The organism is Hyphomicrobium sp. (genome assembly GCF_019753045.1).
Taxonomy (GTDB): Bacteria; Pseudomonadota; Alphaproteobacteria; order Rhizobiales; family Hyphomicrobiaceae; genus Hyphomicrobium_B.
Genome location: NZ_JAIELN010000002.1, coordinates 109,059 through 123,045 on the forward strand (window position 1 = coordinate 109,059; position 13,987 = coordinate 123,045).

Sequence of the window (13,987 nt, forward strand, 5' to 3'; positions counted from 1 at the left end):
CTGTTGGCTTCTCGCGTGAATGTCTATTGCGGCGTGGCGGGCGACGGCTTGTCGGCGGCGGCATGTTCCTCCGGCAGCGGACGCCCATTCATCGCGACCGGTTCCGGCGTGACTTGGTCGCCTGGCCTCACATGCTGCAGACCGGCGACGATGATGCGGTCGCCAGCCGCAAGGCCGCTCGTGATGATGCGCAGATCGTCGGCCATCGCGCCGAGTTTGACCTCGCGATAGGCGGACTTGTTGTCCTTGCCGACGACGACCACGTACTTTTTGTCCTGATCGGTGCCGATGGCGCGTTCGGAGATCGCAATGATCGGAGCCGTACGCGGCTTTGCCATCCGCACGCGGACGAATTGCCCCGCGATGAGAAGCCCGTCGGTGTTTTCGAAGGTCGCGCGAAGCCGCACTGTGCCGCTCGCCTCGTCGACCTTGTTGTCGATCAGCTGGAGCGTGCCGCGCCGCCACGGGCCCTCATTCGCAGCGGTCGACATCGACACGGGGATTTGCTCGAGCCGAGCCGTTGCGTTGGCTTCAGGCGAAAGCGTGGCCAATGCGCGGGAAACGACGTTTTCGTCCGCATTGAAGCTCGCGTAAATGGGATTGACCGATACAATCGTCGTCAGCACCGGTGCGCTGGAGCCGCCTTCGACGAGATTGCCGACGGTGATCTCGTGCCGGCCCACACGCCCCGAGACCGGCGCACGAACTTCAGTCCACCCGAGATTGAGCTTGGCGGTTTGAAGTGCGGCCTGCGCGCTCTTCAGGTTGGAGACCGCCGCGTCATAAGCGTTTGCGCGGGTATCGAGCTCTCGTTCCGAAAGCGCGTTGCCGATGATCTGGCGCGCGCGAGCGACGTCCGCCTTCGTGAATACGACCTGAGCCTGCGCCGCACCGACGAGGCCTTCCAAACGTTCGACTTCGGCAGCGTAGGGCGCCGGGTCGATCGTCACCAGCGAGTCGCCCGCTTTCACCAGCGCGCCTTCGCGGAAATGGATGCCGACGATCTGGCCCGCAACACGAGGACGAAGGTCGACACGCTCGATCGCTTCGAGCCGGCCGGAGAACTCGTCCCAGGTATCGACCTCTTGCGGCTCGACGGTCGCGACTGAGACGGGTACCGCCGGATGCTCCTGGGCAAGGGCCACGCCAGCGTGCGCCGTCACAAGTAGTGCCGCGATTGCTGCCGAAGCCAGCAAACCTCTTGAAGACTGGGATGGTGCGTGAAAACTCATGGTCAACCCCTCGGATGTTCGCGCCTGACGCGCGTCGTTTCGCCAGCGATGTCGCCGGCGGGGAGTGTCGGTCGTGTCGCGAAAGTGGGAGAGCGGCGAGCCTTTGGGCGGCACCGGCCGCGCTACTCGTCGTTAGGAGAAGTTGTCGAGACTGAGCCCTGGCGGCCACCGGTCGCGCAATGTGTCGAACTGACCGGGATTTTCCGCAGTGTCTCCTTCGCGCCGCGATTGGTACCCACAAGCAGATACAACAAACGGAACATGACGCTCGTCGGCCGTATCATCGGAGGTTCGGCTCGAAACCCATCCCGCAAATCCCTTGAGGACCGCAGTCGCGCTACTGAAGGAGCTTTTCATCATGCGCAGCTTCCCTATATATGTACTGAACGGTACCGATATAGGGTGGCCATCGGGGCTGTCAACTGCTATCTGTATCGATGAGTATGAAAATGTATAGGTGTAAGACAGAAAAAACGAACATTAGGAGAGAAGCGGTGCAAAAAGGCCGCCCACGTGAATTCTGTAAGGAGCAAGTGCTCGACAAGGCCCTCCATGTGTTTTGGGAGCGGGGTTACGAGGGAACGTCGCTTTCCGATTTGACGGAGGCGATGGGCATTAACCGTCCCAGCCTCTATGCGGCGTTCGGTAACAAGGAGGAGCTCTTTCGTCAGGCTCTCGACCGCTACGCCGAAAAGGGTCCGGGCGCCGTTTATCGCGAGGCGCTCGCCGAGCCGACCGCGAAAGCCGTGGTCGAGCGCCTGTTGAAATCCTCGGCAGACTGTTTGACTGACCCGGCAAACCCACCGGGTTGCCTTGCAGTGCAGGGCGCGCTCTCGTGCGGCGACGCTGCTGAATCGATCAAGCAGGAACTCTGCCAGCGCCGGGCGCGGGTAGAACAGGAGCTTCGCTTGCGTTTCGAACGCGCTAAGGCTGAGGGTGATCTCGGGCGTAAGTCCGAGCCGGAAAGTCTCGCGCGCTACGTCATGACCGTAATGCAGGGCATGTCCGTGCAAGCGGCCGGCGGAGCATCGCGCGCCGATCTCCACGCTGTCGCCGACATGGCGCTTAGAGGTCTGGCGGCCGCGGAGAGCTAATCCGCGGCACGGGGTTGTCCGCATGCGTGCGGTCCTGTAGCAGGCGTCGCAAACGCTCGGAACCCGAGCATGCTCAAGTCGTTCCCGTGTCTCGCGATCATCTGGTGGAGATTACATTGTGCAGAGTTCCTCGGTGGCTAACTTGCAAAGCACTGGCGTCGTCAGGAAACTAGGCAGCGGCTTGACTGCGAAAGCCCTCGTCCTCCCGTTCGCTGTCTTCGCCCTCATGCATCTGCCGATCGGAAGTCGCGCGCACGCAGCCGATGCGAAGTCCTGCGACGGCAATGCGGGCCTCACTTTGCCGAAGGGCTTCTGCGCCACGATTTTTGCGGACCACGTCGGCGCGCCGCGTCACATGGCCGTCGCGTCCGACGGCACCGTTTATGTCAACAATCGCAACCGCAAACCGTCGCCTGGCGGCCCACTACTCGCCTTGAAAGACAGCAACGGCGACGGCAACGCCGACATCATCGAACGGTTCGGACCGGCGGACGGCGGCGGAACCGGCATCGCCATCTATAAAAACGGCCTCTTCGTAGACCTGGGCGACAAAATCGTTCGCTATGAGCTTGCGCCAGGCGACATTGCACCCAAGGGCAATCCCGAAACGGTCGTGTCCGATATCCCGGCCAACGGGGACCATAAATCCCGGCCATTCTCGATCGATCCGAAAGGCAACCTCTTCGTCGATCTCGGCTCGGCAACGAATTCCTGCCAGCAGGACAATCGTGCGGAAGCATCGCCGGGCATCGATCCCTGCGAAGAACTGAAAACGCACGCCGGAATCTGGCGCTTCGACGCAAACAAAACGGGACAGGTCTTCTCACCTGCAGCGCGGTACGCGACCGGACTTCGCAACGCCGAAGGCATCGACTTCGACGATTCCGGCCGGATCTTCGCGACCCAACACGGCCGCGATCAGCTCTACGAGAACTGGCCGAAGCTGTATTCCGCGAAACAAGGTGCGGATCAGCCAGCTGAAGTCCTGGTCGAGCTTCAAGAAGGCGGCGACTACGGCTGGCCCTACTGCTATTACGACGGTATTCAGCAGAAAAACGTTCTTGCGCCCGAGTACGGCGGCGACGGTGGCAAGGCCGTAGGCCGCTGCGCCGAAAAGCTTCCCCCCGTCGCGGCATTTCCCGGTCATTGGGCGCCGAACGATCTCAAGATCTACAAAGCGGCGGCGTTTCCGGAAACCTATCGCGGCGGCGCTTTCATCGCGTTTCACGGTTCCTGGAACCGCTCCGAGGGCCCGCAGGAAGGCTACAATATCGTGTTTCAGCCCCTTGAGGCCGGCAAAGCATCGGGCCCTTACACAATCTTTGCTGATGGATTTCGTGACGGAGACCCGAAAGGGGTCGAGCATCGGCCGACAGGACTTGCAGTCGGACCCGACGGCGCGCTTTACGTTGCCGACGATGCTGCCGGCCGTATCTGGCGGATTATCTTCAAAGGCTGACGTGACGTTCGACGTAGCGGGGGCGCGAGCATATTGGCGGCAAAAGACATCGCATTTCTAACCGGCGCCTCGGGCTTCGTGGGCACGGCGGTCGCGCGTCGCCTCATCGAGGAAGGATTGTCGGTCCGCGCGCTCGTTCGCCGGACCAGCAATCGCGCGAACCTCTCAGGGCTCGACCTCGAAATCGTTGAAGGCGACATTCGGGACGCCAGCCTCCTGGACAAGGCGGTAAACGGCGCGCGTTACGTTTTTCACGTCGCGGCGGACTACCGCCTCTGGGCCCCGGACCCGCAAGAGATCATCGCAACCAATACGAACGGCACGCGTGCCGTCATGGCGGCCGCGCTAAAGGCAGGCGCTGAACGCGTCGTTTACACGTCCAGCGTCGCGACGTTGAGACTAACCGGCGACGGCTCGCCTTCGGATGAGACCATGCCGCTCGATGAAGCGCATGCGATCGGCGCCTACAAGAAGAGCAAGGTTCTCGCCGAGCGGCTGGTCGAACGGATGATCGCGGAACAGGCATTGCCGGCCGTCATCGTTAACCCTTCGACACCGATCGGTCCGCGCGACGTCCGGCCAACGCCGACCGGACGCATCGTCGTCGAGGCGGCGTCGGGCCGAATGCCCGCCTACGTCGAGACGGGCCTAAATCTCGTACATGTCGATGACGTCGCGAACGGCCACGTTGCTGCCTTGAAGCGCGGGCGAATTGGTGAGCGTTATATTCTGGGGGGACAGGACATGACGCTCGGAGAAATGCTTGCCGAGATCGCGCGTCTGGCAGGCCGAAGGCCGCCGTCGATCAAACTCCCGCGCCAACTGATCTACCCCATTGCCTATGGCGCGGAAGCCATGGCCCGCATCACGGGACGCGAGCCCTTCGCGACCGTCGACGGCCTGCGCATGGCCAAATACAAAATGTTTTTTTCGTCGGCCAAAGCCGAGCGCGAGCTTGGTTACAGGGCGCGTCCCGCCAGTGACGCCCTGGCGGAAGCGTATCGCTGGTTTCGCGACGCGGGGTATCTGAAGTGACCGCGGTCGATCTCATCGCCGCGATCGGCCTTGTTGCGTGGATTTACCTGCTGGTTCTCAACGGCGGGTTTTGGCTCACCAGCGAGCGGGAGGAGTTCGAGCGCGGAAAATTTCCGGCCCCCGGCACTTGGCCGCGCGTGACGGCCGTAATTCCAGCGCGCAACGAAGCCGATATGCTTCCCTTGTCGCTCACATCGCTGGTCGCTCAGGACTATCCCGGCGAATTCTCGATCGTGCTTGTCGATGACCAAAGCACCGACGGCACCGCCGAAATTGCGCGCAAGATCGCTGCGAGCTCGACGAGGGAAGTAACCATTATCGACGGCGCACCGCTTCCCGCTGCGTGGACGGGCAAGGTGTGGGCAATGCATCAGGGGATAGCCGCGGCAACGTCATCGAAGGCTCCCGATTATCTCCTCCTGACGGACGCCGACATCGGCTACGCGCCGGAAATGCTGACATCGCTGGTGACGAGTTCGCACGCGAACGGCCGCGCAACGACATCGGTGATGGCCAAGCTCAAATGCGAAAGCTGGGCCGAGCGAGCACTGGTCCCGGCCTTCATTTTCTTCTTTCAGATGCTCTATCCGTTTCGTTGGGTGAACAGCAAAACGGCGTCGACCGCGGCGGCGGCGGGCGGCTGCATGTTGGTCGAACGGGCGGCGCTGGAACGCGCTGGCGGCATCGCCGCCATCCGCGGCGCGCTCATCGACGATTGTGCTCTCGGAAAACTGTTGAAAAAGCAGGGCCCGATTTGGCTCGGACTTTCAAACGGAGTGACCAGTCTTCGCGTTTATCCTGCGTTTGACGATATTCGCCGGATGGTTGCGCGATCGGCGTATGCCCAACTGCACTATTCGCCCGTGCTACTGCTCGGAACAGTCGTTGGGATGGGCCTTATTTACTTGGCGCCGCTCGCATTTGCCGTGTTTTCGAACTATCCGGCGAACGTGATCGGAGCCGCAACATACGCGTTGATGGTTATCGCCTTTCAACCGACGTTGCGCTTTTACAACCGTTCTCCACTTTGGGGCCTTGCGCTACCAGTTATCGCGACGGCCTATGTGGGTTTCACGCTAGATTCGGCGTATCAGCATATGCGCGGTCGTGGAGGTCTTTGGAAGGGCCGGGTTCAGGCCGAAGTAGGAAGGCAATGACGGTCGACGGAAAGTACAAATCCGGCAAGTCCGAGCGTGACGAGAACTTTCCTGTCGCGTCCCGTGTCATTGCCTCGCGTCACCGCGCGCCGATCCTCGCATTCTATCGTTTTGCCCGGGCGGCAGATGATGCAGCCGATCATCCGACCCTCGACGCTCAATCGAAACTTTCGATCCTCGATGCGCTCGAAGCGACGCTGCTTGGCCGGTCAGATGCCGTGGTTGACGCCCTCGCGCTTCGCGAGCAGATGCGCCTGCGAAACCTCAGCGCGCAACACGCTCTCGATCTTCTCAAAGCCTTTCGCCAGGATGTCACGAAGAACCGGTACGGCACGTGGGACGAGCTTCTCGACTATTGCCGCTACTCGGCAATGCCGGTCGGCCGGTTCGTCCTCGATGTCCACGGCGAACCGAAGTCCACATGGCAGCACTCGGATGCATTGTGCACGGCCTTGCAGATAATCAATCATCTCCAGGATTGCGGTAAGGACTATCGCAAGATCGATCGGGTCTACATTCCGCTCGACGATCTTTCTGCCCGCGGGCTCGGCGTTCGGGATCTCGGCGAGCCGAAGGCGTCTCCGGAGCTGCGGGCTTGCCTGCAGTCGTTGGCCGCAAAGACCGAGACGATGCTTCCAGAAGCGGCGCTATTGCCGTCGAGCGTCACGGACTTGCGCCTTGCGGTCGAAACGTCGGTCATCGTCGCGCTCGCGCGCAAGCTGATCGGGCTCCTGAAGACGCGCGATCCGCTCTCGGAGTCCGTCCACCTTTCAAAACCATACGCCGCCGTGATTGCTGCACGCACGGCTGCCGCCACTGTTGCGGGTCGCGCCTTCACACGCTCGGCGTTTACGAAGTCGTCAAGGATGATGCCGCATGAGCGCTGAAGTCGATACCCTGGTTGCAGAAGAAGCGCCGGCCGCGGCTAGCAGCTCGTTTTACGCGGCGATGCGCGTTCTGCCGCGCGCGCAGCGCGAGGCGATGTACCACGTCTATGCGTTCTGCAGGGCCGTCGACGACGTCGCCGATAACGGCGGGTCGAGCGAAGTGCGCCTCGCTGACCTCGTGCAATATCGCGAAGACATCGAACAGCTCTACGCAACGGGCAACCGGACATCGCGCACGCGCGATCTCGCAGGGCCGATTGCGCAATACGGTCTTCTGAAGGAAGACTTCATCGCCGTCATCGACGGCATGGAGATGGATATCGTCCGTGACCTTCGCGCGCCTGAATGGAAGGTTCTCGATCTCTATTGCGACCGCGCCGCCTCCGCAGTCGGCAGATTGTCGGTGCGGATTTTCGGCATGGAGGAAACGCCGGGCATTGAGCTTTCCCATAACCTTGGCCGCGCACTCCAGCTGACGAACATCCTGCGCGACATCGATGAAGACGCGAGCATGGGCCGCCTTTATCTCCCTAAGGAAGCTTTGCGCGAGTGCGGCCTCGGAGACCTTTCGATCGCCGATATTCTCGTCGATCCGCGTCTCGATCGCGTGTGCCGCGGCGTCGCCGAGAAGGCGCGGAAATATTACGACAGGTCGGAAGCCATCATGGCGCGCTCATCGCGGCGAACCGTGAGATCGCCACGCATGATGGCAACGGTCTATCGGGGCATTCTCGAGAAGCTGATCGCAAGAGGATGGGACGCGCCGCGCGTCGATGTGCGCCGTTCGAAGCGCACCGTCCTCTGGGCGGTTCTGCGTGACGGCATTTTTTAAATGAGCGACGGCACTGTTCACATTGTCGGGGCCGGTCTTGCCGGTCTTTCGGCGGCGGTCACGCTTGTCGGACGGGGACGCAAGGTCGTCGTCCACGAGCTTGCACGCCACGCCGGCGGACGCTGCCGCTCGTATTTCGAGTCAGCACTCGGACTGACGATCGATAATGGCAATCATCTGCTCCTATCGGGCAACGCGAGCGCGCTTGGCTATCTGAATACGATCGGCGGCAGGCATCTGCTCGACGACCCGCAGCACGCCGAGTTCGCATTTTGCGATTTCACGTCCGGGGAGCGATGGACGCTGAGGCCGAACGACGGGCCGCTGCCGTGGTGGATTTTTTCGAAAGGCCGTCGCGTACCCGGCACGCACGCCCTCGATTACGTTGGCCTTGGAAGTCTGCTCCATGCAAAGGCCACTGATACGATCGCCCAGCGAGTGGATACCGGATCGTTGGTCTTCGCTCGTCTCATGAATCCGGTGTTGGTCGCGGCTCTGAACTGCGATCCGTCCGAAGGCTCGGCAAAGCTCGCCGGCACGATCATTCGCGAAACCCTCGGGCGAGGTGGCAAAGCCTGCCGCCCGTTGTTCGCAGCCAACGGACTGGGACCGGCTCTGGTCGATCCTGCCCTTCAGTTTCTCGGGAAGCGCGGGGCCGAAGTCCGGTTTGACCATCCGTTGCGGGCGATTGAATTCTCGGACGGGCGTGCGCGCACGCTGCAGTTCGCGGACGGCGCCGTCGAACTGAAGAGCACCGACGATGTCATCCTCGCCGTGCCCGGCTGGGTAGCGCGCACCCTGATACAGGATTTGGTCGCGCCGACCGAATACCGTTCGATATTGAATGCTCATTTTGCCGTCGCGCCGCCGGCAGGAATTCCGAAGATCACCGGCGTCGTCAACGCGACGACGGAATGGTTGTTCGCATTTGAGAACCGGCTGTCCGTCACCGTCAGCGCCGCAGATCGCTACAATGAGGCCGAGAGAGAACCTCTTGCACGCCAGATCTGGGCTGAGGTTGCGAAAATTGCGCGCCTGGAAGCGGAACTTCCGCGCTGGCAGATCGTGAAGGAACGGCGCGCGACTTTCGCCGCAACACCGGGACAGAACGCCCTGCGGCCGAAAGCGCAAACACGTTGGAAAAACGTGCTTCTCGCGGGTGATTGGACAGACACCGGACTTCCGGCCACGATTGAAGGCGCGATAAGGTCGGGGGAAGCGGCCGCCAAACTGGCGGCCTCGGCGCACTTCTGATAGGACGCTCGAACTTCTGGGAGAGCATCTATGAATTTCGACTCTGCGACGCATTCCGCTCGCCTGCCATCCGATAGCGCGATGCGCGAAATTGCGACGCCCGACATCGAAAACGCGATCACCTCCGCCAAAAAGGCGCTGCTGGCGCTGCAGCGGGACGACGGTCATTTCGTTTTCGAACTCGAGGCGGACGCGACGATCCCCGCAGAATACGTTCTGATGCGCCACTATCTTGCCGAGCCGGTGGACGCCGCTCTCGAAGCCAAGATCGCCAACTATCTCCGCCGCATCCAGTCCGAGAACGGCGGCTGGCCGCTTTTTCATGACGGCGCGTCGAATATCAGCGCGAGCGTCAAAGCCTATTACGCGCTGAAGATGATCGGTGTCGGCACCGAAGAGCCGTACATGAAGAAGGCGCGCGGTTGGATTCTCTCGCAAGGCGGCGCCTCACACGCCAACGTATTCACGCGCAACCTGCTCGCGCTGTTCGGCGCCATACCTTGGACCGGCGTTCCGGTGATGCCCGTCGAGATCATGGTGTTGCCGCGATGGTTCCCGTTCCACCTCGACAAGATCTCCTACTGGGCCCGCACCGTGGTGGTGCCGCTGACGGTGCTGAACGCTTTGAAGCCAAGGGCACGGAACCCGAAAGGCGTCGGGATCCCCGAGCTTTTCACGATCCCGCCGGAGGACGTCAAAGTCTGGCCGAAAGGCCCGCATCAAAAATCGCCGTGGTCGGAAATATTCGGCGCAATAGATCGCGTGCTGCGGTTCTTCGAGCCGTATTTTCCAAAGTCGCTACGCAAGCGCTCCATCGACAAGGCTGTCGCGTTCGTCGACGAGCGGCTGAATGGCGAAGATGGCTTGGGCGCGATCTTCCCCGCGATGGTCAACTCGCTGCTGGTCTATGATGCGCTCGGATATTCCCGCGATCATCCCAACTACCGCACCGCGCGCGGCTCGATCGAAAAGCTGCTGATCGTCAAGGATGACGAGGCCTACTGTCAGCCATGCCTGTCGCCAGTCTGGGATACCGCGCTTTCGACGCATGCACTTATGGAAGTCGGCGACCTGCAGGCCGAAGCGGCAGCCACGCGCGCACTCGAATGGCTGAAGCCGTTGCAGGTGCTCGACACCGTCGGCGATTGGGCGGCGAGCCGTCCGGGCATTCGTCCAGGCGGCTGGGCGTTCCAGTACGCAAATCCCCACTATCCCGATACCGACGACACGGCCGTGGTCGTGATGGCGATGGATCGCGCTCAGGGCCGCGTGTTGCCAAACGCGGAAGCCTATCGCGAGTCTATTTCGCGTGGCCGCGAGTGGATCGTTGGCATGCAGAGCAAGAACGGCGGCTGGGGCGCCTTCGACGCCGACAACAACTACGAATACCTCAATCAGATTCCGTTTTCCGATCATGGCGCGTTGCTCGACCCGCCGACTGCCGACGTCGCCGCGCGCTGCATTTCAATGTTGGCACAACTCGGCGAGCGCCGTGGTCAAAGCTATGTTCTCGATAACGCGGTCGCCTATCTCGAACGGACGCAGGAGAAAGACGGCAGCTGGTACGGCCGCTGGGGAATGAATTACATCTACGGTACGTGGTCGGTGTTGTGCGCTCTCAACGCCGCGGGCGTCGACCCGGCATCGAGCGTCGTCCGCAAGGCTGTCGCTTGGCTGCTTTCAATCCAGAACAGCGACGGCGGCTGGGGCGAGGACGGCGAAAGCTATAGCCTCGATTACAAGGGCTATACCCCGGCACCGAGCACCGCCTCGCAAACGTCATGGGCGCTGTTGGCGCTGATGGCGGCCGGTGAGGTCGACAATCCCTCTGTCCAGAAGGGCATCGCCTACCTCGCCGCGACGCAAGGAACGGACGGTTTCTGGGCCGAGAAGCGCTTCACAGCGACCGGCTTTCCACGCGTCTTCTATCTTCGCTACCACGGGTACCCGAAATTCTTCCCGATGTGGGCTTTGGCGCGCTATCGCAATCTAAAAGCCTCAAATACCCGATCAGTTATGGTCGGAATGTGAGAAGATAGGATAAGTTGAGGGGATAATCCGGGGGACGATGTGAGGGGATGAGGGGGGTCGTAGTCGCAGCAACGGGGCTGAGAGCTGAAGCACGGGTCGCGCAACGATCCGGGTTCGTGAAAGCTTTGGCCGGTGGCGGCGATGAGCAGCGCCTCGCATCGCTGATCGAGCGGTCCATCGCCAATGGCGGCATCCGCGGCCTCATCAGCTTCGGGATTGCCGGAGGCCTGAGGCCTGGCCTCGCGTCCGGAACGATAGTCGTCGGCACGTCCGTCGTCAGCGGCGGGACGCCCTACATGGCGGACGAACGCTGGAGCGATCGTCTCTTCGAAGCGGTGCCGAACGCCGAGTCCGGGGCAATCGTCGGCGCCAAAGCGGTCATCTCCGAACCGGGCGATAAGCAGAAACTCTACATGGCGACCGGCGCCTTCGCGGCCGATATGGAAAGCCACATCGTTGCGCGTCTGGCCGCCGAGCATCAATTGCCGTTCGCGGTTCTCAGGGTGATCGCCGATACATCGAAGCAACGGCTTCCGCCGGCGGCCGTCAACGGCCTGAAGCCCGATGGGACGCCGGACATTGCCGCCGTCCTCAAGTCGTTGATGGTTCGGCCGGGTCAGCTTCCGAGCCTGCTGCTGACCGCCAATGCAACGCGCCGGGCGATGCGCGGATTATTCCGCTGCCACCGGCTTCTTGGCCCGGGCCTCGGCTTCGCTGATCTCCGCTAGCTTGTTCTCGACGTGCCGTGAGAACACGAACTCGGCCGGACGCTGCTTGTCGAGCGGGATCTCAGGCGCCATCGGACCGTCGGTTTTGACGCCTCTAAGCGCGACGGCCGCGATCTTCCAAGGCTTCTTCACGGCATCCATGACGGCTGTCGCTTCGAAGCCCGAGTGCACCATGCAATCCGCGCACTTCTCGTAATTGCCGGTGCCGTACTTGTCCCAGTCGGTGCTTTCCATCAGCTCCTTGAAGGTCTTCGTATAACCTTCGCCGAGGAGATAGCAGGGCTTCTGCCAGCCGAACACGGTGCGCGTGGGATTGCCCCACGGCGTGCACTGGTAGGTCTGGTTGCCCGCGAGGAAATCGAGGAACAGAGCCGACTGGAAGAACGGCCATGCGCGGCCGCCCTTTCCGAGCTTGAAAATATCGCGAAAGAGCTGCTTCGTCTTTGTGCGATTGAGGAAGTGCTGCTGATCTGGCGCGCGCTCGTAGGCATAGCCCGGCGAAATGGTTACGCCGCCGATGTCGAGCTTCTTCATTTCATCGAGGAACTTCGCGACCTGCTCGGCCTTTGCGTCGCTGAACAAGGTCGTGTTGATGTTGACCCGGAATCCCTTCGCCTTCGCAACCTTGATCGCCTCAACAGCGCGATCGTACACGCCCTTCTGGCAAACCGACCTGTCGTGCATCTCCTTGTCGCCGTCGAGATGGATCGACCAGTTGAAATTCTTGTGCGGCTTGTAGAGATGGATTTTCTTCTCGAGCAGCAGCGCGTTCGTGCAGACGGTGACGAACTTGCCCTTCTTGAGCGCGCCTTCGACGATCTCCGGCAGCTCCTTGTGGAGCAGCGGCTCGCCGCCTGCGAGCACGACGACCGGCGCTCCGCATTCGTCCATCGAATGCAGCGCATCAGCGACCGAGATGCGCTGGTTGAGGATCTTGTCGGGATAGTCGATCTTTCCGCAGCCCGCGCAGGCGAGATTGCAGCGGAAGAGCGGCTCGAGCATCAGCACGAGCGGATAGCGTTTGCGCCCTCTGAGGTGCTGTCCGATGACGTAGGCACCTACCGACAAAGCTTGGTTTAATGGAATTCCCACCCGACAGGGCTCCTTCTTGCGGCGCTCGAACCTGCATTATTCCCGATCATGATGCCTCGAGCAATTCAGGCGGCAGGCGGAATGTAATTTTCTCTTCGACGCCATCGAGGATTTCGATCTCGATCGGTGAGACCCTTCCGATGGCGGCGATGACGTCTTCGACAAGCACATCAGGCGCCGAAGCCCCTGCTGTTACGCCAACTAGGTTTACTCCGGCAAGCCATGCCGGGTCGACCTCGCTCCCGTCTGCGACGAGATAGCTTGGTATTCCGCATTCGGCGCCGATTTCACGCAGTCTGTTCGAGTTCGAGCTATTGCTCGCGCCAACGACCAGAAGAACCTCGACGAGGCGGCAGAGGTCGCGAACGGCCGTTTGCCGGTTTTGCGTCGCGTAACAGATGTCGCGTGTTTCCGGCCCAATTACGTCGGTGAAACGTTCTTTCACCGCCTCGATAGTCGCCCGGGTGTCATCCACGCTCAATGTCGTCTGGGTGATGTAGGCGACGGGCGTGTCGTCCGGAATATCGAGTTTCGCCACGTCATCGCGATTTTCGACAAGGTAAACGGGCCCGGAAATGCGCCCGAGCGTACCTTCGATTTCTGGGTGGCCCGCATGTCCGATCAGAATCACGGTCCGGCCGAGCGATAAATACCGCTGGCCTTGCTTGTGAACCTTGGACACGAGAGGGCAGGTCGCGTCGACGACGGTGAGGCGGCGCGTATGCGCGTCGGCTTCGACGGCATGCGACACGCCGTGAGCGCTGAAAATCGTGAGCGCGCCATTCGGCACCTCGGCGAGATCTTCGACGAAGCGGGCGCCCTTGGCTTTGAGATCGTTGACGACATGACGGTTGTGAACGATTTCGTGGCGCACATACACAGGTCCGCTACGCTGCGCGAGCGAGCGTTCGACGATGTCGATTGCTCGAACCACGCCTGCGCAAAAACCCCGGGGCTGCGCCAAAATCACCTTCATGCAGAAACCCCCGTTCTGCGAATGCGCAATATCCCGCGCCCTCAAAGACCTAATGGATCAACGCATCCCGTTAATGACGTTCGCCGTGTCGGTCATGGTCGTCCACGACTTTATGCGCTAGTTCAATCGATAGGCAGCCGAGGCAACGTCGCGCCGTTCATGCTGTTGAAGTGTCGTGTCTCAAAAGCAACACACTGAAAGATGTCATCT

General features: G+C 61.4%; 12 protein-coding genes. 9 read left to right on the forward strand and 3 right to left on the reverse strand.

From position 1 onward, the window contains the following. Nucleotides 1-23: 23 nt before the first annotated feature. Nucleotides 24-1,232: an efflux RND transporter periplasmic adaptor subunit gene (locus K2Q04_RS01035; protein ID WP_291158041.1), complete on the reverse strand. Its 1,209-nt coding sequence runs from the start codon at nucleotides 1,230-1,232 to the stop codon at nucleotides 24-26. Nucleotides 1,233-1,726: 494 nt separating this feature from the next. On the opposite strand from K2Q04_RS01035, the gene K2Q04_RS01040 reads away from it, so the two are divergent. From K2Q04_RS01040 to K2Q04_RS01080, 9 genes are all read left to right on the forward strand, one after another. Next, nucleotides 1,727-2,326, forward strand: a complete 600-nt coding sequence (locus tag K2Q04_RS01040; RefSeq protein ID WP_291158043.1) for a TetR/AcrR family transcriptional regulator — start codon at nucleotides 1,727-1,729, stop codon at nucleotides 2,324-2,326. Nucleotides 2,327-2,459: 133 nt separating this feature from the next. Next, nucleotides 2,460-3,785, forward strand: a complete 1,326-nt coding sequence (locus K2Q04_RS01045) for a PQQ-dependent sugar dehydrogenase (RefSeq protein WP_291158044.1) — start codon at nucleotides 2,460-2,462, stop codon at nucleotides 3,783-3,785. Between the two features lie 33 nt (nucleotides 3,786-3,818). Further along, nucleotides 3,819-4,820 carry a hopanoid-associated sugar epimerase gene (gene hpnA, locus K2Q04_RS01050; protein ID WP_291158046.1) on the forward strand — a complete coding sequence of 334 codons (1,002 nt, stop codon included), beginning with the start codon at nucleotides 3,819-3,821 and terminating at the stop codon, nucleotides 4,818-4,820. After that, on the forward strand, nucleotides 4,817-5,977 hold the full coding sequence (locus K2Q04_RS01055; RefSeq protein ID WP_291158047.1) for a glycosyltransferase: 1,161 nt from the start codon (nucleotides 4,817-4,819) through the stop codon (nucleotides 5,975-5,977). The genes hpnA and K2Q04_RS01055 overlap by 4 nt, the downstream gene beginning before the upstream one ends. Continuing rightward, nucleotides 5,974-6,864, forward strand: coding sequence for a squalene synthase HpnC (gene hpnC / locus K2Q04_RS01060; RefSeq protein WP_291158048.1), 891 nt, complete (start codon nucleotides 5,974-5,976; stop codon nucleotides 6,862-6,864). The genes K2Q04_RS01055 and hpnC overlap by 4 nt, the downstream gene beginning before the upstream one ends. Continuing rightward, complete coding sequence (gene hpnD / locus K2Q04_RS01065; RefSeq protein ID WP_291158050.1) at nucleotides 6,854-7,696, forward strand: presqualene diphosphate synthase HpnD; 843 nt, start codon at nucleotides 6,854-6,856, stop codon at nucleotides 7,694-7,696. The genes hpnC and hpnD overlap by 11 nt, the downstream gene beginning before the upstream one ends. Then, complete coding sequence (hpnE, locus tag K2Q04_RS01070; protein WP_291158052.1) at nucleotides 7,697-8,950, forward strand: hydroxysqualene dehydroxylase HpnE; 1,254 nt, start codon at nucleotides 7,697-7,699, stop codon at nucleotides 8,948-8,950. Between the two features lie 30 nt (nucleotides 8,951-8,980). Beyond that, the gene (gene shc, locus K2Q04_RS01075; RefSeq protein WP_291158054.1) at nucleotides 8,981-10,981 is read left to right on the forward strand and encodes a squalene--hopene cyclase; all 2,001 of its coding nucleotides are present in this window, start codon (nucleotides 8,981-8,983) and stop codon (nucleotides 10,979-10,981) included. A gap of 47 nt (nucleotides 10,982-11,028) precedes the next feature. Beyond that, nucleotides 11,029-11,709 (forward strand): phosphorylase, encoded by a 681-nt coding sequence (locus K2Q04_RS01080; protein WP_291158055.1) that lies wholly within the window; start codon nucleotides 11,029-11,031, stop codon nucleotides 11,707-11,709. Here the strand turns inward: K2Q04_RS01080 and hpnH are convergent. Both hpnH and ispH read right to left on the reverse strand, forming a co-directional pair. Beyond that, entirely contained in the window at nucleotides 11,653-12,801 is a 1,149-nt protein-coding gene (hpnH, locus tag K2Q04_RS01085; RefSeq protein WP_291158058.1) for an adenosyl-hopene transferase HpnH, read from the reverse strand. The genes K2Q04_RS01080 and hpnH overlap by 57 nt on opposite strands. Nucleotides 12,802-12,847: 46 nt before the next feature. Next, nucleotides 12,848-13,777 (reverse strand): 4-hydroxy-3-methylbut-2-enyl diphosphate reductase, encoded by a 930-nt coding sequence (ispH, locus tag K2Q04_RS01090; protein WP_291158060.1) that lies wholly within the window; start codon nucleotides 13,775-13,777, stop codon nucleotides 12,848-12,850. Nucleotides 13,778-13,987: the final 210 nt, after the last annotated feature.